The sequence below is a fragment of the Kribbella sp. NPDC004875 genome (assembly GCF_042873375.1).
Lineage (GTDB): Bacteria > Actinomycetota > Actinomycetes > Propionibacteriales > Kribbellaceae > Kribbella.
Genome location: NZ_JBIALI010000010.1, coordinates 35893 through 50086, shown reverse-complemented (window position 1 = coordinate 50086; position 14194 = coordinate 35893). Strand labels below are relative to the sequence as shown.

12 protein-coding genes are annotated in these 14194 nt (G+C 67.4%); 7 read left to right on the top strand and 5 right to left on the bottom strand.

What is annotated here, in order from left to right:
- Nucleotides 1-45: 45 nt before the first annotated feature.
- Both ACFYRH_RS39220 and ACFYRH_RS39215 read left to right on the top strand, forming a co-directional pair.
- A complete protein-coding gene (locus ACFYRH_RS39220; protein WP_387785670.1) occupies nt 46-1686 on the top strand; it encodes a DNA repair helicase XPB in 1641 nt (546 codons plus the stop codon).
- A 107-nt stretch (nt 1687-1793) separates the two neighbouring features.
- Nucleotides 1794-2561 carry an abortive infection system antitoxin AbiGi family protein gene (locus ACFYRH_RS39215; RefSeq protein WP_387785669.1) on the top strand — a complete coding sequence of 256 codons (768 nt, stop codon included), beginning with the start codon at nt 1794-1796 and terminating at the stop codon, nt 2559-2561.
- A 9-nt stretch (nt 2562-2570) separates the two neighbouring features.
- Here ACFYRH_RS39215 and ACFYRH_RS39210 read toward each other — a convergent pair whose 3' ends face one another.
- The 3 genes from ACFYRH_RS39210 to ACFYRH_RS39200 are packed head-to-tail and all read right to left on the bottom strand — an operon-like array spanning nt 2571 to nt 5321.
- The gene (locus ACFYRH_RS39210; protein WP_387785667.1) at nt 2571-3281 is read right to left on the bottom strand and encodes a FadR/GntR family transcriptional regulator; all 711 of its coding nucleotides are present in this window, start codon (nt 3279-3281) and stop codon (nt 2571-2573) included.
- A gap of 25 nt (nt 3282-3306) precedes the next feature.
- A complete protein-coding gene (locus ACFYRH_RS39205) occupies nt 3307-4242 on the bottom strand; it encodes a dihydrodipicolinate synthase family protein (RefSeq protein ID WP_387785665.1) in 936 nt (311 codons plus the stop codon).
- Nucleotides 4243-4256: 14 nt separating this feature from the next.
- Complete coding sequence (locus ACFYRH_RS39200) at nt 4257-5321, bottom strand: exo-alpha-sialidase (RefSeq protein WP_387785663.1); 1065 nt, start codon at nt 5319-5321, stop codon at nt 4257-4259.
- 47 nt (nt 5322-5368) lie between these two features.
- Here ACFYRH_RS39200 and ACFYRH_RS39195 point away from each other — a divergent pair, with 47 nt between their 5' ends.
- The 5 genes from ACFYRH_RS39195 to ACFYRH_RS39175 all read left to right on the top strand — a co-directional run bounded on the left by ACFYRH_RS39195 (nt 5369) and on the right by ACFYRH_RS39175 (nt 11783).
- A complete protein-coding gene (locus tag ACFYRH_RS39195) occupies nt 5369-6991 on the top strand; it encodes an ABC transporter substrate-binding protein (protein ID WP_387785660.1) in 1623 nt (540 codons plus the stop codon).
- Nucleotides 6991-7935 carry an ABC transporter permease subunit gene (locus tag ACFYRH_RS39190; RefSeq protein ID WP_387785657.1) on the top strand — a complete coding sequence of 315 codons (945 nt, stop codon included), beginning with the start codon at nt 6991-6993 and terminating at the stop codon, nt 7933-7935. The genes ACFYRH_RS39195 and ACFYRH_RS39190 overlap by 1 nt, the downstream gene beginning before the upstream one ends.
- Nucleotides 7932-8819 (top strand): carbohydrate ABC transporter permease, encoded by an 888-nt coding sequence (locus ACFYRH_RS39185; protein WP_387785654.1) that lies wholly within the window; start codon nt 7932-7934, stop codon nt 8817-8819. Before ACFYRH_RS39190 ends, ACFYRH_RS39185 begins: the two co-directional genes overlap by 4 nt.
- A 186-nt stretch (nt 8820-9005) precedes the next feature.
- A complete protein-coding gene (locus ACFYRH_RS39180) occupies nt 9006-9719 on the top strand; it encodes a phosphatase PAP2 family protein (RefSeq protein ID WP_387785652.1) in 714 nt (237 codons plus the stop codon).
- A 48-nt stretch (nt 9720-9767) separates the two neighbouring features.
- Nucleotides 9768-11783, top strand: a complete 2016-nt coding sequence (locus ACFYRH_RS39175; protein ID WP_387785651.1) for a HelD family protein — start codon at nt 9768-9770, stop codon at nt 11781-11783.
- Here the strand turns inward: ACFYRH_RS39175 and ACFYRH_RS39170 are convergent.
- Both ACFYRH_RS39170 and ACFYRH_RS39165 read right to left on the bottom strand, forming a co-directional pair.
- Entirely contained in the window at nt 11769-13187 is a 1419-nt protein-coding gene (locus ACFYRH_RS39170) for a hypothetical protein (RefSeq protein ID WP_387785649.1), read from the bottom strand. The genes ACFYRH_RS39175 and ACFYRH_RS39170 overlap by 15 nt on opposite strands.
- The gene (locus ACFYRH_RS39165) at nt 13184-14188 is read right to left on the bottom strand and encodes a hypothetical protein (protein WP_387785648.1); all 1005 of its coding nucleotides are present in this window, start codon (nt 14186-14188) and stop codon (nt 13184-13186) included. Before ACFYRH_RS39165 ends, ACFYRH_RS39170 begins: the two co-directional genes overlap by 4 nt.
- Between the last annotated feature and the right edge of the window lie 6 nt (nt 14189-14194).

The following is a 14194-nucleotide window of genomic DNA, read 5'->3' as shown; positions in this document are numbered from 1 at the left end:
CCGCTCAGGCACAATGGAAGGTCGGGGCGAGGATAGGAGCTGTTGGTGACAGACGGTCCACTGATCGTGCAGTCGGACAAGACCCTGTTGTTGGAGACCGCGCATGCGGAGGCGAATGACTGCCGGAAGGCGATCGCACCGTTCGCGGAGTTGGAGCGAGCGCCGGAGCATGTGCACACCTATCGGCTGACACCGCTGGGACTGTGGAACGCCCGCGCCGCGGGACACGACGCGGAGCAGGTGATCGACGTACTGCTGCGCTACAGCCGCTATCCGGTCCCCCACTCGCTGCTGGTCGACATCGCTGAGACGTTGGACCGGTACGGGCGGCTGCGGCTCGAGAAGCACCCGCAGCACGGGCTGGTGCTCGTGACGACCGACCGGCCGGTGCTGGAAGAGGTGCTGCGCAGCAACAAGGTGAAGCCGATGCTGGGCGCGCGGATCGACGACGACACCGTCCTGGTGCACCCGTCGGAGCGCGGTCACCTCAAGCAGACCCTGCTGAAGCTCGGCTGGCCCGCGGAGGACCTCGCCGGGTACGTCGACGGCGAGGCGCACCAGATCGACCTTGTACGTGACGGCTGGGAGCTGCGCCCGTACCAGGAGCAGGCGACCGACTCGTTCTGGCACGGCGGCTCAGGAGTCGTCGTACTCCCCTGTGGTGCCGGCAAGACGATCGTCGGCGCGGCCGCGATGGCTCAGGCCTCGGCGACCACGCTGATCCTGGTCACGAACACGGTGTCCGCGCGGCAGTGGAAGGACGAGCTGCTGCGCCGCACCACACTCACCGAGGACGAGATCGGCGAGTACTCGGGTGCGCGCAAGGAGATCCGGCCGGTCACCATCGCGACGTACCAGGTGATGACGACGCGGCGGAAGGGTGTCTACACGCACCTGGAGCTGTTCGACGCCCGCGACTGGGGCCTGATCGTGTACGACGAGGTGCACCTGCTGCCCGCGCCGATCTTCCGGATGACCGCCGACCTGCAGACCCGCCGCCGGCTCGGTCTGACCGCGACGCTGGTCCGCGAGGACGGCCGCGAGGGCGACGTGTTCTCGCTGATCGGCCCGAAGCGGTACGACGCGCCGTGGAAGGACATCGAGGCGCAGGGCTGGATCGCACCGGCGGACTGCATCGAGGTGCGGGTCGACCTCGAGCAGACCGAGCGGTTCGTGTACGCGACCGCCGAGCCCGAGGACCGCTACCGCCTGGCCGCGTCCACCCCGGCGAAGTCCCGGCTGGTACGACGGATCGCCGACCATCACGCCGGTGAGCCGCTGCTCGTGATCGGTCAGTACATCGATCAGCTGGACGAGCTCGGCGAACGGTTGGAATGCCCGGTGATCAAGGGCGAGACCACGGTCCGCGAACGCCAGCGCCTGTTCGACGCGTTCCGGCACGGCGAGATCACCCGCCTGGTGGTCAGCAAGGTCGCGAACTTCTCCATCGACCTCCCCGAGGCGTCGGTCGCCATCCAGGTCTCCGGCACCTTCGGCTCCCGCCAGGAAGAGGCACAGCGGCTGGGCCGGGTCCTCCGCCCCAAGGGCGACGGCCGCACCGCCCGCTTCTACTCGATCGTCGCGCGGGACACCATCGACGCCGAATTCGCCGCCCACCGCCAACGCTTCCTCGCCGAACAGGGCTACGCCTACACCATCGTCGACGCCGAAAACCTCTTCGCCTGAGAACAAAGGTCGACGGAGAGTGGTTCGGCGACACGCGGTAATCGGCGTGCACACGCTGAGTGAGTAACACTCCTTCTGAGGGTTCAGCGCAGGAGGGGAGCACTCGCGTGCCTGACCGCATCGAGCAACTACTGCATCGGCGTACCGACCTCGGCACCTTCTTGGTCCACCTGACCAAGGACACCGCCCAGAGCGCCTTGGAGAACCTTCTCTCGATCGCAGAGAGCAAGATGATCGAGGCACGAACCGCTCTCGGCATGGCCGCCGATCTCGATCGACATCTGAGGGCCACACCAGCCACACAGCGAGTCGCCTGCTTCTCGGAGACGCCGCTGGAACACACCTGGATGATGGCGCGCGACATCCAGGGCCGGAAGCAGTCGTTCCAGCGGTACGGCGTTGTCTTCACCAAGCCGTTCTGCCGGCGCAGAGGCTGCAATCCGGTCTGGTATCTCGACATCACCAGAGGACATGACTGGCTGACCGAACCGATCCGTGAGCAGGTCTGCCGCGCAGTCGGCGAGTCGACCGACAGCAATGGGACCATCGACCGCAAAGCCCTTGCGGAGCAGTCCGTCCTGCGCATCACGCCGTTCATCGAACAAATGGGCAAACCCAACGGCACCCGGAAGGAGTTCTGGTGGGAACGAGAATGGCGCCACGTAGGCGACTTCAACTTCCGTTCACCCAAGCACGTCGTGGCGCTGCTCGCCCCTGAGGAGGACCACGTGGATCTCGCCGAACAGGTGGCGAACCTCAGCTACAGCTGGCGAACGCGTGAGGTTCCGATCCTCGACCCGGGCTGGGGTCTCGAACGAATGATCTCCGCACTCGCCGGCGTCGACCCCGACGACGCCGGACCGTGGCCGGACTAGAGACGACAGTCAGCTGTCCAGGCGGGTGTGGATGCCGTTGAAGTGGGACTTCATGGAGTGGGCGTAGGTGTCGGGGTTGGCGGACTCGAGGGCGTTGAGGAGGTCTCGGTGCCAGGCGGCGGCGTCTGAGGGGGTGTAGCGGGCCCCGGGCAAGCGGGCGTCTACCTGGGCGAAGGTTCGCCAGAAGACGGACAGGAGGTCGATGACGAGGGCGTTGCCGAGGGGCTCGTAGAGGGCCTGGTGGAAGGCCCAGTCCTCGTCGGGGAAGTACTTGCCCTCGGCGGCCCTGGCTTCCATCCGTTCGACGATGGGCTCGAGGGTGTCGTAGCCGTGCTGTTTGAAGTGCTCGACCACGTCGTCGGCGAGCCCTACCTCGATGGCCTGGCGGACCTCCAGGACGTTCTGTACGTCGCGGAGGTCCCCCGCCATCGACTGCGACATGCGGAACGCGAGACCGTCCTCGAGCGACTGCAGGTTCACCTCGCCGACGTACGTGCCGTACCCGTGCCGGATCTCGATGATGCCGACCGCCTGCAGCGCCTTCATCGCCTCGCGCAGCGGGTGCCGGCCGACGCCCAGCTGGGCCATCAGTTCCTGCTCGTTGGGCAGCGGGTCACCTGCCTTCAACCCGCGCTCCAGGATGTACGACTTCATCGCATCCCGGATGAAGGACTGATTCCCCGCCGCACCACGTGCCCGGCTGAGCCCACCCGTTGTCACTGCCGGCCTCCTCGTCTAGGACCGCTCAGTGTAATCCGGCTCGGTCCAGCAGGGGCCGGAGCGCGGCGATCTCCGTGTCATTCAAAGGAATACACGGGTACGCCGTGATCGGGCAGTCGATCACCCCGAGCAAATACAGTCCGGCCTTGAAAGCACCCAGCGCCGACGAGCTCGCCCCCATCCGGGACCGGTCCGCCACATTGATGATCTCGAACAAGCGGAACAACCGGTCCTGCTCGGCCCGCGCCGCTGCGGCGTCACCGGCCACTGCGGCGTTGAACAACCGCACGTACCCGGCCGGATCCACGTTCCCCAGACCGGGTACGACGCCGTCCACCCCGAACGCCAGCGCGGAGTCGACCGTCACCTCCGACCCGGTCATCACAGCGAAGCCCTCCAGACCCGCCTCCCGCCGCGACAACACCAACTGCCGCAGCGAAGTCTCCTGACCACTGGAGTCCTTCACTCCAGCAATCACGCCCTGCTCGCCCAACGAGATCATCAACGACGACGGCAGCTTCGTACCGGCCCGCGGCGGAATGTCGTACGCGTAGAGCGGCGTGTCCCCAGCCAGCGTGGACAACCGAGTGAAGTGCCGTTCGATCTCTGCAGGATGCGTAGCGGCGTAGAACGGAGCTGTGGCGACCAGTCCGTCCACACCGGCCTTCAAAGCGGCGGTCACGTGTGCAGCAACCCGATTGGTCGACGTGTCGATGACGCCGGCCAGCACTGGTACCTGTCCGGCCACCTCGGCGACAGTCGTCTCCAGTACGACCTGCCGCTGCTCGTCGGTCAGGAACGTGCCCTCACCTGAGGTGCCGAGCACGAACACCCCGTTGACACCCCCGGCCAACTGGTACTGGATCAGCCGCGCCAGCGATGCGGTGTCGACGTCGTACTCGGGCGTGAGCGGAGTGACGAGCGGCGGTACGACGCCAGTCAAATGGGCGGATGTGCTCAAGGGGTCTCCCAACCTCAGAGGTCGAATGTGGCAAAGCGCAGGGTCGCGAACGAGGACGTCTCACCGGCCTCGTAGAAGATGCCGACCGAGCCGTCGGGCAGCAGCGTCAGATCGGAGTACCCGGCCATGGACTCGTGCACGACCAGGGACGGCTTCCAGGACGCACCGGAGTCCTCGGACACGAAGACGGTCAGCTCCCGCCGTGAGGACGGGTTGACCGGAGTCGACAACAGCAGGCGACCGTCCGGCAGGCACAGCACGCTCCCCTGGATCCCCGGTGCGGTGATCTCGGGAATCCCGACGTACGGCGCGTCGAGGGTCTGACCGCCGTCGGACGACCAGGCGTGCACGCGGGCCGGTCCAGTGCCCTGGTGGTTGCGGGCGTTGAAGTACAGCCGACCATCGGGCAGCTCGGCCACGGTGGTCTCATTGGCGTTGATCTCGGCGCCGTCGTTGCGGTCCACGAATCCGATCGACCAGGTGACACCACCGTCGTCGCTGTAGATGCAGTGCCCGCCGTTCAGCCGGATCAGGTCCTCCACCGGCTCCGACGGCACATAAGAGTGATTCGCCGGTACGACGAGACGCCCGGATCGCAGCGTGATGCCGTGACACGGGCCGGTCGCATACCAGCCCCAGTCCGCCTGTTTGACCTGCGCGGTGATCTCTACGCTCGGACTCCAGGTCGCACCGTCGTCGGAGGACCGCTGCACGAACACCCGCCGGCCCGACTCGGGATCGGTCCCGCGGGCCAACGACATCTCGACCGCGTGCGCGCCGTTCTCCACAGTGATCAGCACGAAGTCACCGCTGACCGGATCGAACAACGGCACCGGGTTCCCACAGGTCTTGCCCTCCACCGCGGACACCACCTGCAGCGGCAGCCAGGTCTGTCCACCGTCGAGCGAGCGCCGCAGTACGACCTCGATCTCGCCCGCGTCGCCGGCCCCGTGCAGGCGGCCCTCACAGAAGGCGAGCACCAGCGAGCCCCGCACCAGGACGGACGGGATGCGGAAGGTGTGGTAGTCGCTGCCGCCGGATTCGAAGACGGTTTCCAGCGCGCCGACTCTTGAAGACATAGGACGTACTATGTCATGGTGTGGCCCTCCGATGGAAGTGAGGCCTCATGCCGGTCAGCAGAAGAAGATTCCTCGGTGGCGGTCTGGCCGCCGCCGCTGTCGCGGTCACGGGTACGCCGCTGCTGGCGGGGTGCGCGTCGGACAAGAAGAACACCGCGGTCGCCAACGCGGCGGTGAAGCTGCCGACGTACACGAAGTACGGCGAGATCAAGCCGGACCTGCCGGGCACCGACGTGGTGCTGGACGGGTTCCTGAAGTACCCGGCGAACCCGGTGCGGGCGATTGCCGAGGCTCCTGGTGACGGCAAGCCGATCACGTTCATGACGAACATCCCCGGCGCCATCCCGCCCGCCGTCGACAAGAACCAGTTCTGGCAGGAACTGAACAAGCGCCTCGGCTCCGAGCTGCAGATCAGCATGGCGTCGAACGACGAGTACAAGGACAAGTTCGCGACCCGGATCGCGGGCGGCGACCTGCCGGACATCCTGAACATCCCGACGGACACGCCGCAGATCCCGGGCCTGGTGAAGTCCAAGTGCCTGGACCTGACCGAGCACCTGTCCGGCGACGCGGTGCGGAAGTACCCGTTCCTGGCGAACCTCCCGGCCGAGTTCTGGAAGGGCTGCGTCTTCAACGGCGCGATCTACGGCGTGCCGGTTCCGCGCGGCATGTCCCGTACGTCGCTCGCGCTGTACCGCGAGGACCTGCTCGCGGCGAAGGGCATCAAGGACCCGGCACCGAAGAACTTCCAGGAGTTCTTCGACCTGGCGAAGGAGATGACCGCCGCCAAGCAGAACAAGTGGGCCTGGACGCGGGTGCCGATGTCGACGATCCGGATGATGCTCGGGATCCCGAACGTCTGGAAGGAGGACGGTGGCAAGTTCACCTCGATGTACGAGCACGAGGCGCAGCAGCAGGCCCTCGAGGCCGGCCGCAAGATGGTCGCCGCCGGCGTGGTGAACCCGGACGCCTTCAACGACAAGGCGAGCGCCCGCAAGCAGTGGTTCAACGGTGGCATCGCCGCGTTCGACTACGACAGCTTCGTGGCCTGGAACCAGTACTACGCCGACAACACCGCCGGTGACGCGTTCGCGGTGAACATGCTCGACGTACCGGGTTTCGACGGCGGTGACGGTGCGCCGTGGATGGGTGCGGCGCTGAACAACGTCACGGCGTTCAACAAGGACACCAAGCACTCGCCGGAGACGCTGCTGAAGATCGCGAACTGGATGGCCGCGCCGTTCGGCACCGAGGAGTACATGTTCCGCAAGTACGGCGTCGCGGGCCGGCACTACACGTTGCAGGGCACGGACCCGATCCCGTCGAAGGCCGGCACCGTGGAGACCGGCATCGGCCTGCAGTACATCAGCGACTCGACGCTGGCGCTGTACTGGGCCGGCAAGCCGGACGTCCCGCAGAAGCAGCACGCGATCCAGCAGAAGGTCGCCAAGCGGCTCGTGTACGACGCGTCGTACGGGCTGTACTCCGACACGGCGTCGAAGAAGCAGGCGCAGCTCAAGAAGACGCTGGACGACCTGGAGAACCAGATCGTCCAGGGCAAGAAGCCGGTGTCGGACTGGGCGGCCGCGGTGCAGACCTGGAAGTCGTCCGGTGGCGACAAGATCCGCGCCGAACTCGAGCAGGCGCACGCCGACACGGCAGGGAAGTAATGCTGCAACGTTCCTCGAAGCGTCCGCAGCAGCAGCTGAGCCTCGGCCGGCGGCTGCTGCGGGATCGCGTGCTGCTGCTGTTCGCCCTGCCGGGCGTCGCGCTGATCATCGTGTTCCACTACGTGCCGTTGCTCGGCAACGTGATCGCGTTCAAGGACTACCAGCCGTTCCTCGGGATCGGCGGCAGCGACTGGTCGGGCTGGGAGAACTTCGGTGTCATCTTCAACGGCGATCCGGCGTTCCTGCGGGCGTTGAAGAACACGCTGATCCTCACCAGCCTGCAGTCGATCTTCGTGTTCCCGGCGCCGATCCTGCTCGCGCTGCTGCTGAACTCGTTGTTCTCCGAGCGGATCAAACGGATCGCGCAGAGCATCCTGTACCTGCCGCACTTCATGTCCTGGGTGATCGTGGTCGCGCTGTTCCAGCAGATGCTCGGCGGCAGCGGTCTGCTGAACAACTACCTGCGCTCACACGACCTGTCGACGGTCAACATCATCGGCAACTCCGAACTGTTCCATGTGCTGCTGACGTCGCAGATCATCTGGAAGGACACCGGATGGGCCACCATCCTGTTCCTGGCCGCGCTGTCCCAGATCGACTCGCAGCTGTACGAGGCGGCGAGTGTGGACGGTGCCGGCCGGATGCGGCAGCTCTGGCACGTCACGCTGCCCGGGCTGCGCGGGATCATCATCCTGCTGTTCATCCTGCGGCTCGGTGACTCGCTGACCGTCGGGTTCGAGCAGATCATCCTGCAGCAGCAGGCGGTCGGCCGGGACATCAGCGAAGTACTGGACACCTACGTCTACAACAACGGTGTCCTCGGCGGGGCCTGGGGCGTGGCGGCCGCGGTGGGTCTGGTGAAGGGCGTCGTCGGCGTGATCCTCGTGCTGACCGCGAACAAGGTCGCCCACATCTTCGGCGAGCAAGGGGTGTACCAGCGATGAGCAGGAAGATCGTCCAAGGCGTCCCGATGCCGGGCTGGCCGATGCGGGTCTTCAAGGGCCTCGTGCTGCTGGTCTTCTGCGCGGTCGTGATCATCCCGTTCGTCGGGGTGATCTCGACCAGCGTCGCGCCGAACAAACAGATCAACGAGTCCGGCGGCCTGGTGCTGTTCCCGAAGTCGGTCAACTTCGCGGCGTACGAGTCGCTGTTCGCCGGTGGCGTGGTCACCCGGGCACTGTTCGTCAGCATCTTCGTGACGATCGTCGGCACGCTGCTCAGCCTGACCGTGTCGTGTCTGCTGGCCTACGCCTTGTCGCGGCCCGGCTTCTCGGCGGGCCGGCCGATCCTGTTGATCGTCCTGTTCAGCATGTTGTTCTCCCCCGGCATCATCCCGCTGTACCTCACGGTGAAGGGCGCCGGGCTGCTGGACAGCATCTGGGCGCTGATCGTCCCGACGATGATCAGCGCGTTCAACGTCGTCGTACTGCGGGCGTTCTTCATGAACCTGCCCAGCGAGATCACGGAGAGCGCCCGGATCGACGGCGCCGGTGAGTTGAAGACGTTCTCGTACATCGTGCTGCCGCTGTCGAAGGCGGTGCTGTCGGTGATCGGCCTGTTCTACGCGGTGGCGTACTGGAACGCGTTCTTCTCCGCATTGCTCTACCTCAACGACTCCAAGCTCTGGCCGTTGCAGCTGGTACTGCGGACCTACGTCATCAACGACACACAACTCGGCAGCGCCGAGCTCGGCACCGAACTACTGCCACCGCAGGCGTCCATCCAGATGGCCATCCTGGTGGTGTCGATCGTGCCGATCCTGGTGATCTACCCGTTCCTCCAGCGCCACTTCGCGAAGGGCGTTCTGACCGGCGCCGTGAAGGGCTGATCGCAGCCAGTTCGCGAATGGGTCACGACGGGTCGACCGGGGGTTGCCCAGGGCAACATCAGGGGTGCGCCTGGGCAAACCCTGTGGGAACTGGGAGTACCGTCGAACGGTATGGGGATACAGGCGCTGGAGCGGGTGGGGCAGGGCGGGGAAGACCAGCAAAGAGGGGTCCAGGTTTTCTGGAGGGTGGTCCGGGAAGCGGTCCTGCTGGCCACCCTGTTCCTGGTCTACAGTGCGGGACGGCAGATAGCGGCGCGGCACACCGGGCCGGCGTTCGATCATGCCCACCAGGTGTTGTCGTTCCAGAACTGGCTGCACCTGCCGAGCGAGACATCGATCCAGCACTGGGCCCTGCAGTTCCCGCATCTGGTCCAGGGAGCGAACCTCTACTACGCGAGTGTGCACGCGCCACTGACCGCCGCCGTACTGCTCTGGCTGAGCATCTGGCGACCGAAGGCGTACGCGCATGTGCGCTGGACGCTGGTGTCCCTCACCGGACTCGCGCTGATCGGTCACATCGCGTACCCGCTCGCGCCGCCGCGGATGATGCCGGGCTTCATCGACACCGGTCTGCGGTTCGGTCAGTCCGTGTACGGCGCGGACCACGCCGGCGGACCGGTGAACCAGTTCGCCGCGATGCCGAGCCTGCACGTCGGATGGGCGGCGCTGATCGCGCTGTCGATGATCCTGATCACCCGGTCGCGCTGGCGCTGGCTGTGGCTGCTGCACCCGATCATCACGTTCAGCGTGGTCGTGGTGACCGCCAATCACTACTGGCTGGACGGCATCGTCGCGCTGGTGCTGCTGGCGGCCAGTCTGCCGTTCCTGCTCCGGCAGGGGCTGCACGCCGACAGGCCGCAGTCGCGTAATTCGGTTCCGCCGCGCAGGGTGCTCAAGTAACGTAGCCAGGCTCCCCACCCGCTGTGCTGTGCTGTTGGAGGTTCAGTCATGCCCCCCGAGACGTCCGACACCCTCCAGGCCGAGAAGGACTACCTGAAGACCTCCCGTGCCGCGCTGGCGGTGATGCGGGAGAAGACCGGCGCGCTGGAGATCCACAGCGCGGACCGGGTCAACCAGGAGTTCCTGAAGGCCGCCATCTTCCGGCGGATGAAGGAGCTGGAGGACGACCCGGACGTCCCGCTGTTCTTCGGGCGGCTGGACTACCTGGAGCCGACCGAAGAGACGTTCCACATCGGCCGCCGGCACGTGAACGACGCGCTCGGCGAGCCGCTGGTGGTGGACTGGCGGGCCGACATCTCGGTGCCGTTCTACCGGGCCAGCAAGACCGAGCCGATGGGTGTCGGGGTACGCCGGAGGTTCGGCTTCACGCACGGTGAGATGACCGCGTTCGAGGACGAGGACCTCACCGCGGGCGGTCCGGCCGAGCAGCACAGCGACATCCTGGACGCCGAGATCGAGCGTCCGCGTTCCGGCCCGATGCGCGACATCGTGGCGACGATCCAGCCGGAGCAGGACGTGATCGTCCGGGCCGGCGTCGACGACACGATCTGCGTGCAGGGAGCACCCGGCACCGGGAAGACCGCGGTCGGGCTGCACAGGGCGGCGTACCTGCTCTATGCGTACCGGGACCAGCTCAGCCGGGCCGGTGTGCTCGTGGTGGGTCCGAACGCGAGCTTCCTGCGCTACATCGGGGACGTGCTGCCGGCGCTGGGTGAGATCGAGGCGAAGCAGACCACGGTCGAGGAGCTGGTCGGCCGGGTGAAGATCGCCGGGCCGGGGCCCGCGCCGGTCGACGTACTCAAGGGCGACGCGCGGATGGCCGAGGTACTGCACCGGGCCGTGTGGTCGCACATCAAGCTGCCCGAGGAGGCGCTCGTCGTGCCTCGCGGGGCGCACCGCTGGCGCGTGGCGACGTACCAGGCCGAGGAGCTCGTCACCGAGCTGCGCACCCGCGGCATCCGGTACGGCGCCGGTCGGGCGATGCTGCCGCAGCGACTGGCCCACGCGGTCCTGCTGCGGATGGAGGCGGCGGGCGACTCCCCCGACGACCGCGTGCAGGACTCTGTGGCCCGCAGCCGCCCGGTGAAGCAGTACGCCGACGCGCTCTGGCCGGCCGTCGACCCTGCGAAGCTGCTCTTCCAGCTCTTCACCGACCCGGAGCGTCTGGCCGAGTACGCCGACGGAATCCTCACCGCGGAGGAGCAGGCGATGCTGATCTGGGACAAGGTGCCCCGATCGGCCGGTGCGGCCAAGTGGTCGGTCGCCGACGCCACTCTGATCGACGAGATCGCCGACCTGGTCGACCGTACGCCGTCACTCGGCCACGTCGTCCTGGACGAGGCACAGGACCTGTCCGCGATGCAGCTGCGCGCCGTCGGCCGCCGCTGCTCGACCGGCTCGATGACAGTGCTCGGCGACATCGCGCAGGGCACCACGCCGTGGGCCACGCCGTCATGGGACGAGGCACTGAAGCACCTGGGCAAGACAGGCGCCCACACCGAGGAGCTGACCGCCGGCTTCCGCGTCCCCGGTCAGGTGATCGAGTACGCCGCCCGTCTCCTTCCCACGATCGCTCCGCACCTCAAGCCACCCACAGCGGTACGGCGAGCGCGCGGTGAGCTCACCATCTCTCGCGTACCGGACAGCCTCGCCGCTGCGACCAACGCGGTTCGGGAGGTGTCGGAACGGCCCGGCTCGATCGGTCTGATCGTCCCGGACGCACTGGTGCCGGCGACCCGCAAGACCTTGGAGAGCGAGGGCGTCCCGTTCTCGGTGCTCGGTGACGAGGACGACGTGGACGCGCACCTGGACGTCGTACCGGCGTCGTTGGCCAAGGGTCTCGAGTTCGACCATGTGGTGCTGGTGGAGCCGGCCGGCATCGTCGCCGGTGAGGCCGACGAGCGGACCGGACTCCGGCGGCTCTACGTCTGTCTGACGCGTGCCGTCACCTCACTGGTCGTCCTGCACAACGAAGACCTTCCAGTGGTGCTAGAAGCCGCGTGATCCACCGGAGCGGCGGGACGAGCGGCGGGACGAACCGCCTCCGCTGGAGCGGGTCCGCGACGACCACGAGCTGCGCCGGTTCGATCCGCCGTACCAGCTGCTGTCGCCGTCGTCGCCCGAGCCGCTGCTCGACGAGGCCGCCCAGTCACCGATGGTGCTGCCAACGCTCGAGCCGAACCGCCGGAAGCGGCTGCCCGGACGGCGGGAGTGCCAGCGCGACCGCATCTCCTCGCCACGCCGCCGGAAGTCGCTGTCCGGGAACCACCAGGCACTGCCGTCACCGCGGGACCAATAGCCATCGACGTACGCTCCGAGGTCCTCACCGAACTCCCAGTACGGGCGCGGCGTCTCCACTCTGGTGACCATCCGGATCTGCGGCTGTGCATCGTCGACGTCGCGCTGCTTGCACGCCGCGCACACATCGACGTTACGCGCCGCCCCGTCGTCGGGCTTCCACTCGATCTGGTCGGTGCTCGGCCCGTGCCGCGGGTCGAAGAAGCACGGTGCGGTCGGCTTGGGGATCGGCTTGCCGGCCCGTACGGCGTCCAGACACACCATCCCGTAGCGCGCCGAACCGAGCAGCGTCGTCACCGCCTCGACATCACGGTCCCCTTGGGCCGCGTCCAGCCGGTGCCGGGCCTTCTCGACCGTGTCGAGGACGTCCTTGGACAGCTTGGACTGCTGCGGGTCCGAGGTCGTCGGCAGCTCGGAGACCTGCTGCGAGAGCGCGATGATCTCCTCGTTCAGCAGCGGCCTGGTGACCTCGAGATGGTTCTTCTCGTCCCGCCGCCGTTCCCGGCGAGCGCCGAGACCGGTCACGGCGCACCAGAGCCCGATGATGCCGGCCGCACCACCCGCGAACGGCGCGGCGTCGACGTAGAACGGCTTGTCCACGATCTGCGCGCGCTGGATGAACTGCTTCAGCATCGGCTCGTAGTTCGGTGCGCAGCAGTCGACCGCCTCGTCCACCGCGTCGCCCACGTAGTACGTCGGTCCGTGGTCGGCCCGCTGCACCGCGTGGAAGCCGCGCCCGTCGGACTCCGACTCCGCGTCGACAAGTACGGCGTACACGCCCTCGACGCCGACCCGGTCGTACAGCTGGTCGGCGATCTCCTCACCTTCCCAGGCGAGCTCGACGTAGTACGCGTTGCCGGAGGTGTTGATCTTGGACGCCGGGATGACTGCGATCCGGATCGGCGCGGCCGCGCTCTTCGCCGCGGCGTCGAGCTCGGCGATCTCGGACTCGCTCAGCTCCGTGACACCCGGGTCGACGTACACACCGGGGTCGCCGAGGTGACTGGCGACGGTGTTCATGTACGCCGCGGGGTCCGTGGCCGCGTGCGCGGGCAGCGCGGGCAGGACCCACAGCCCGACGACGGCGAATGCAGCGAGCAGGCGTTTCATCGTGCTCCTCCCGAGAGCCGATCGCGGCAGGAACCGCAGACCGGGATCTCCCGGGCCCGCCCGCCAGGTGGCGTGTACATCCAGTCCGTCACGGACATGCCGTGCGCCGGGTCGAAGAAGCAGGTGGCCCGGCGGGCCGGTGCGGGGGTACCGGCGACCTTCGTCTGCGCGCACGCCAGCCGCCAGCGCCCGTACTCGACCGTGGCCCGGACCTCCCGCAGCTTGTCGTCGCCGGGTTCACCGTCGACGACACGGCCGGCATCGGCGTACGCGTCCATCGCTGCTTGGACGTCCGCTGCGGTATCCACGCCATCGAGACGCACGTCGGCCGAATCCAGTTCCTCACCGAATCGCGTGACGTCCTCACGAGCAGCCGCCCGCCGCTCGTCCACCGTGTCCACCTCGTCCGGCAGCACGTCGTACGACGGCCGGTACAGCGCCGGTCCGGCGTCCTTCCGCAGACGCGACCTCCACCAGCGCAGTCCGAACCCACCAGCGACCAGAAGCACCAGCACGATCACCAGCGGCCACAGCCACCCGGGTGTCCCCTTGGAGGCTTTCGGTACGTCGAGTTGGTCCATCACCCCGTTGAGTGTCCCGACCGGATCGGACCGGCTGTGCTTGCCGAGCTCGTCGTTCAGGATCTCCGCGATCGGTGTGTCGACGCCGACCGCGCTCCCCCAGCTGATGGCTCCGCCGAACACGACGAGGTAGATGCCGTCCGCCTTCTGAGCATCCACCAGCTGATCGACGTACGTATGGGCCGCGGCGCTCTGGTCACCGGCCGCTAGTACGGCGGCGGGCACGACCGCGATGCGAATCGCCGGGTCGTGCCCGTTCACCCGTTGCGCCAGCTCGGTGGCGTCCTTGTCCGAGACCAGGGACCGCTGCGTCGGATCGACGTACACCGGTGAGGTCTTCCAGCCGTCGACCACCGCGGTGGGGTCGCTGGAGCCCGTCAGAGTCGAGACGAGCAACAGCACACCGGCAAGCAGACGCATGGGCAG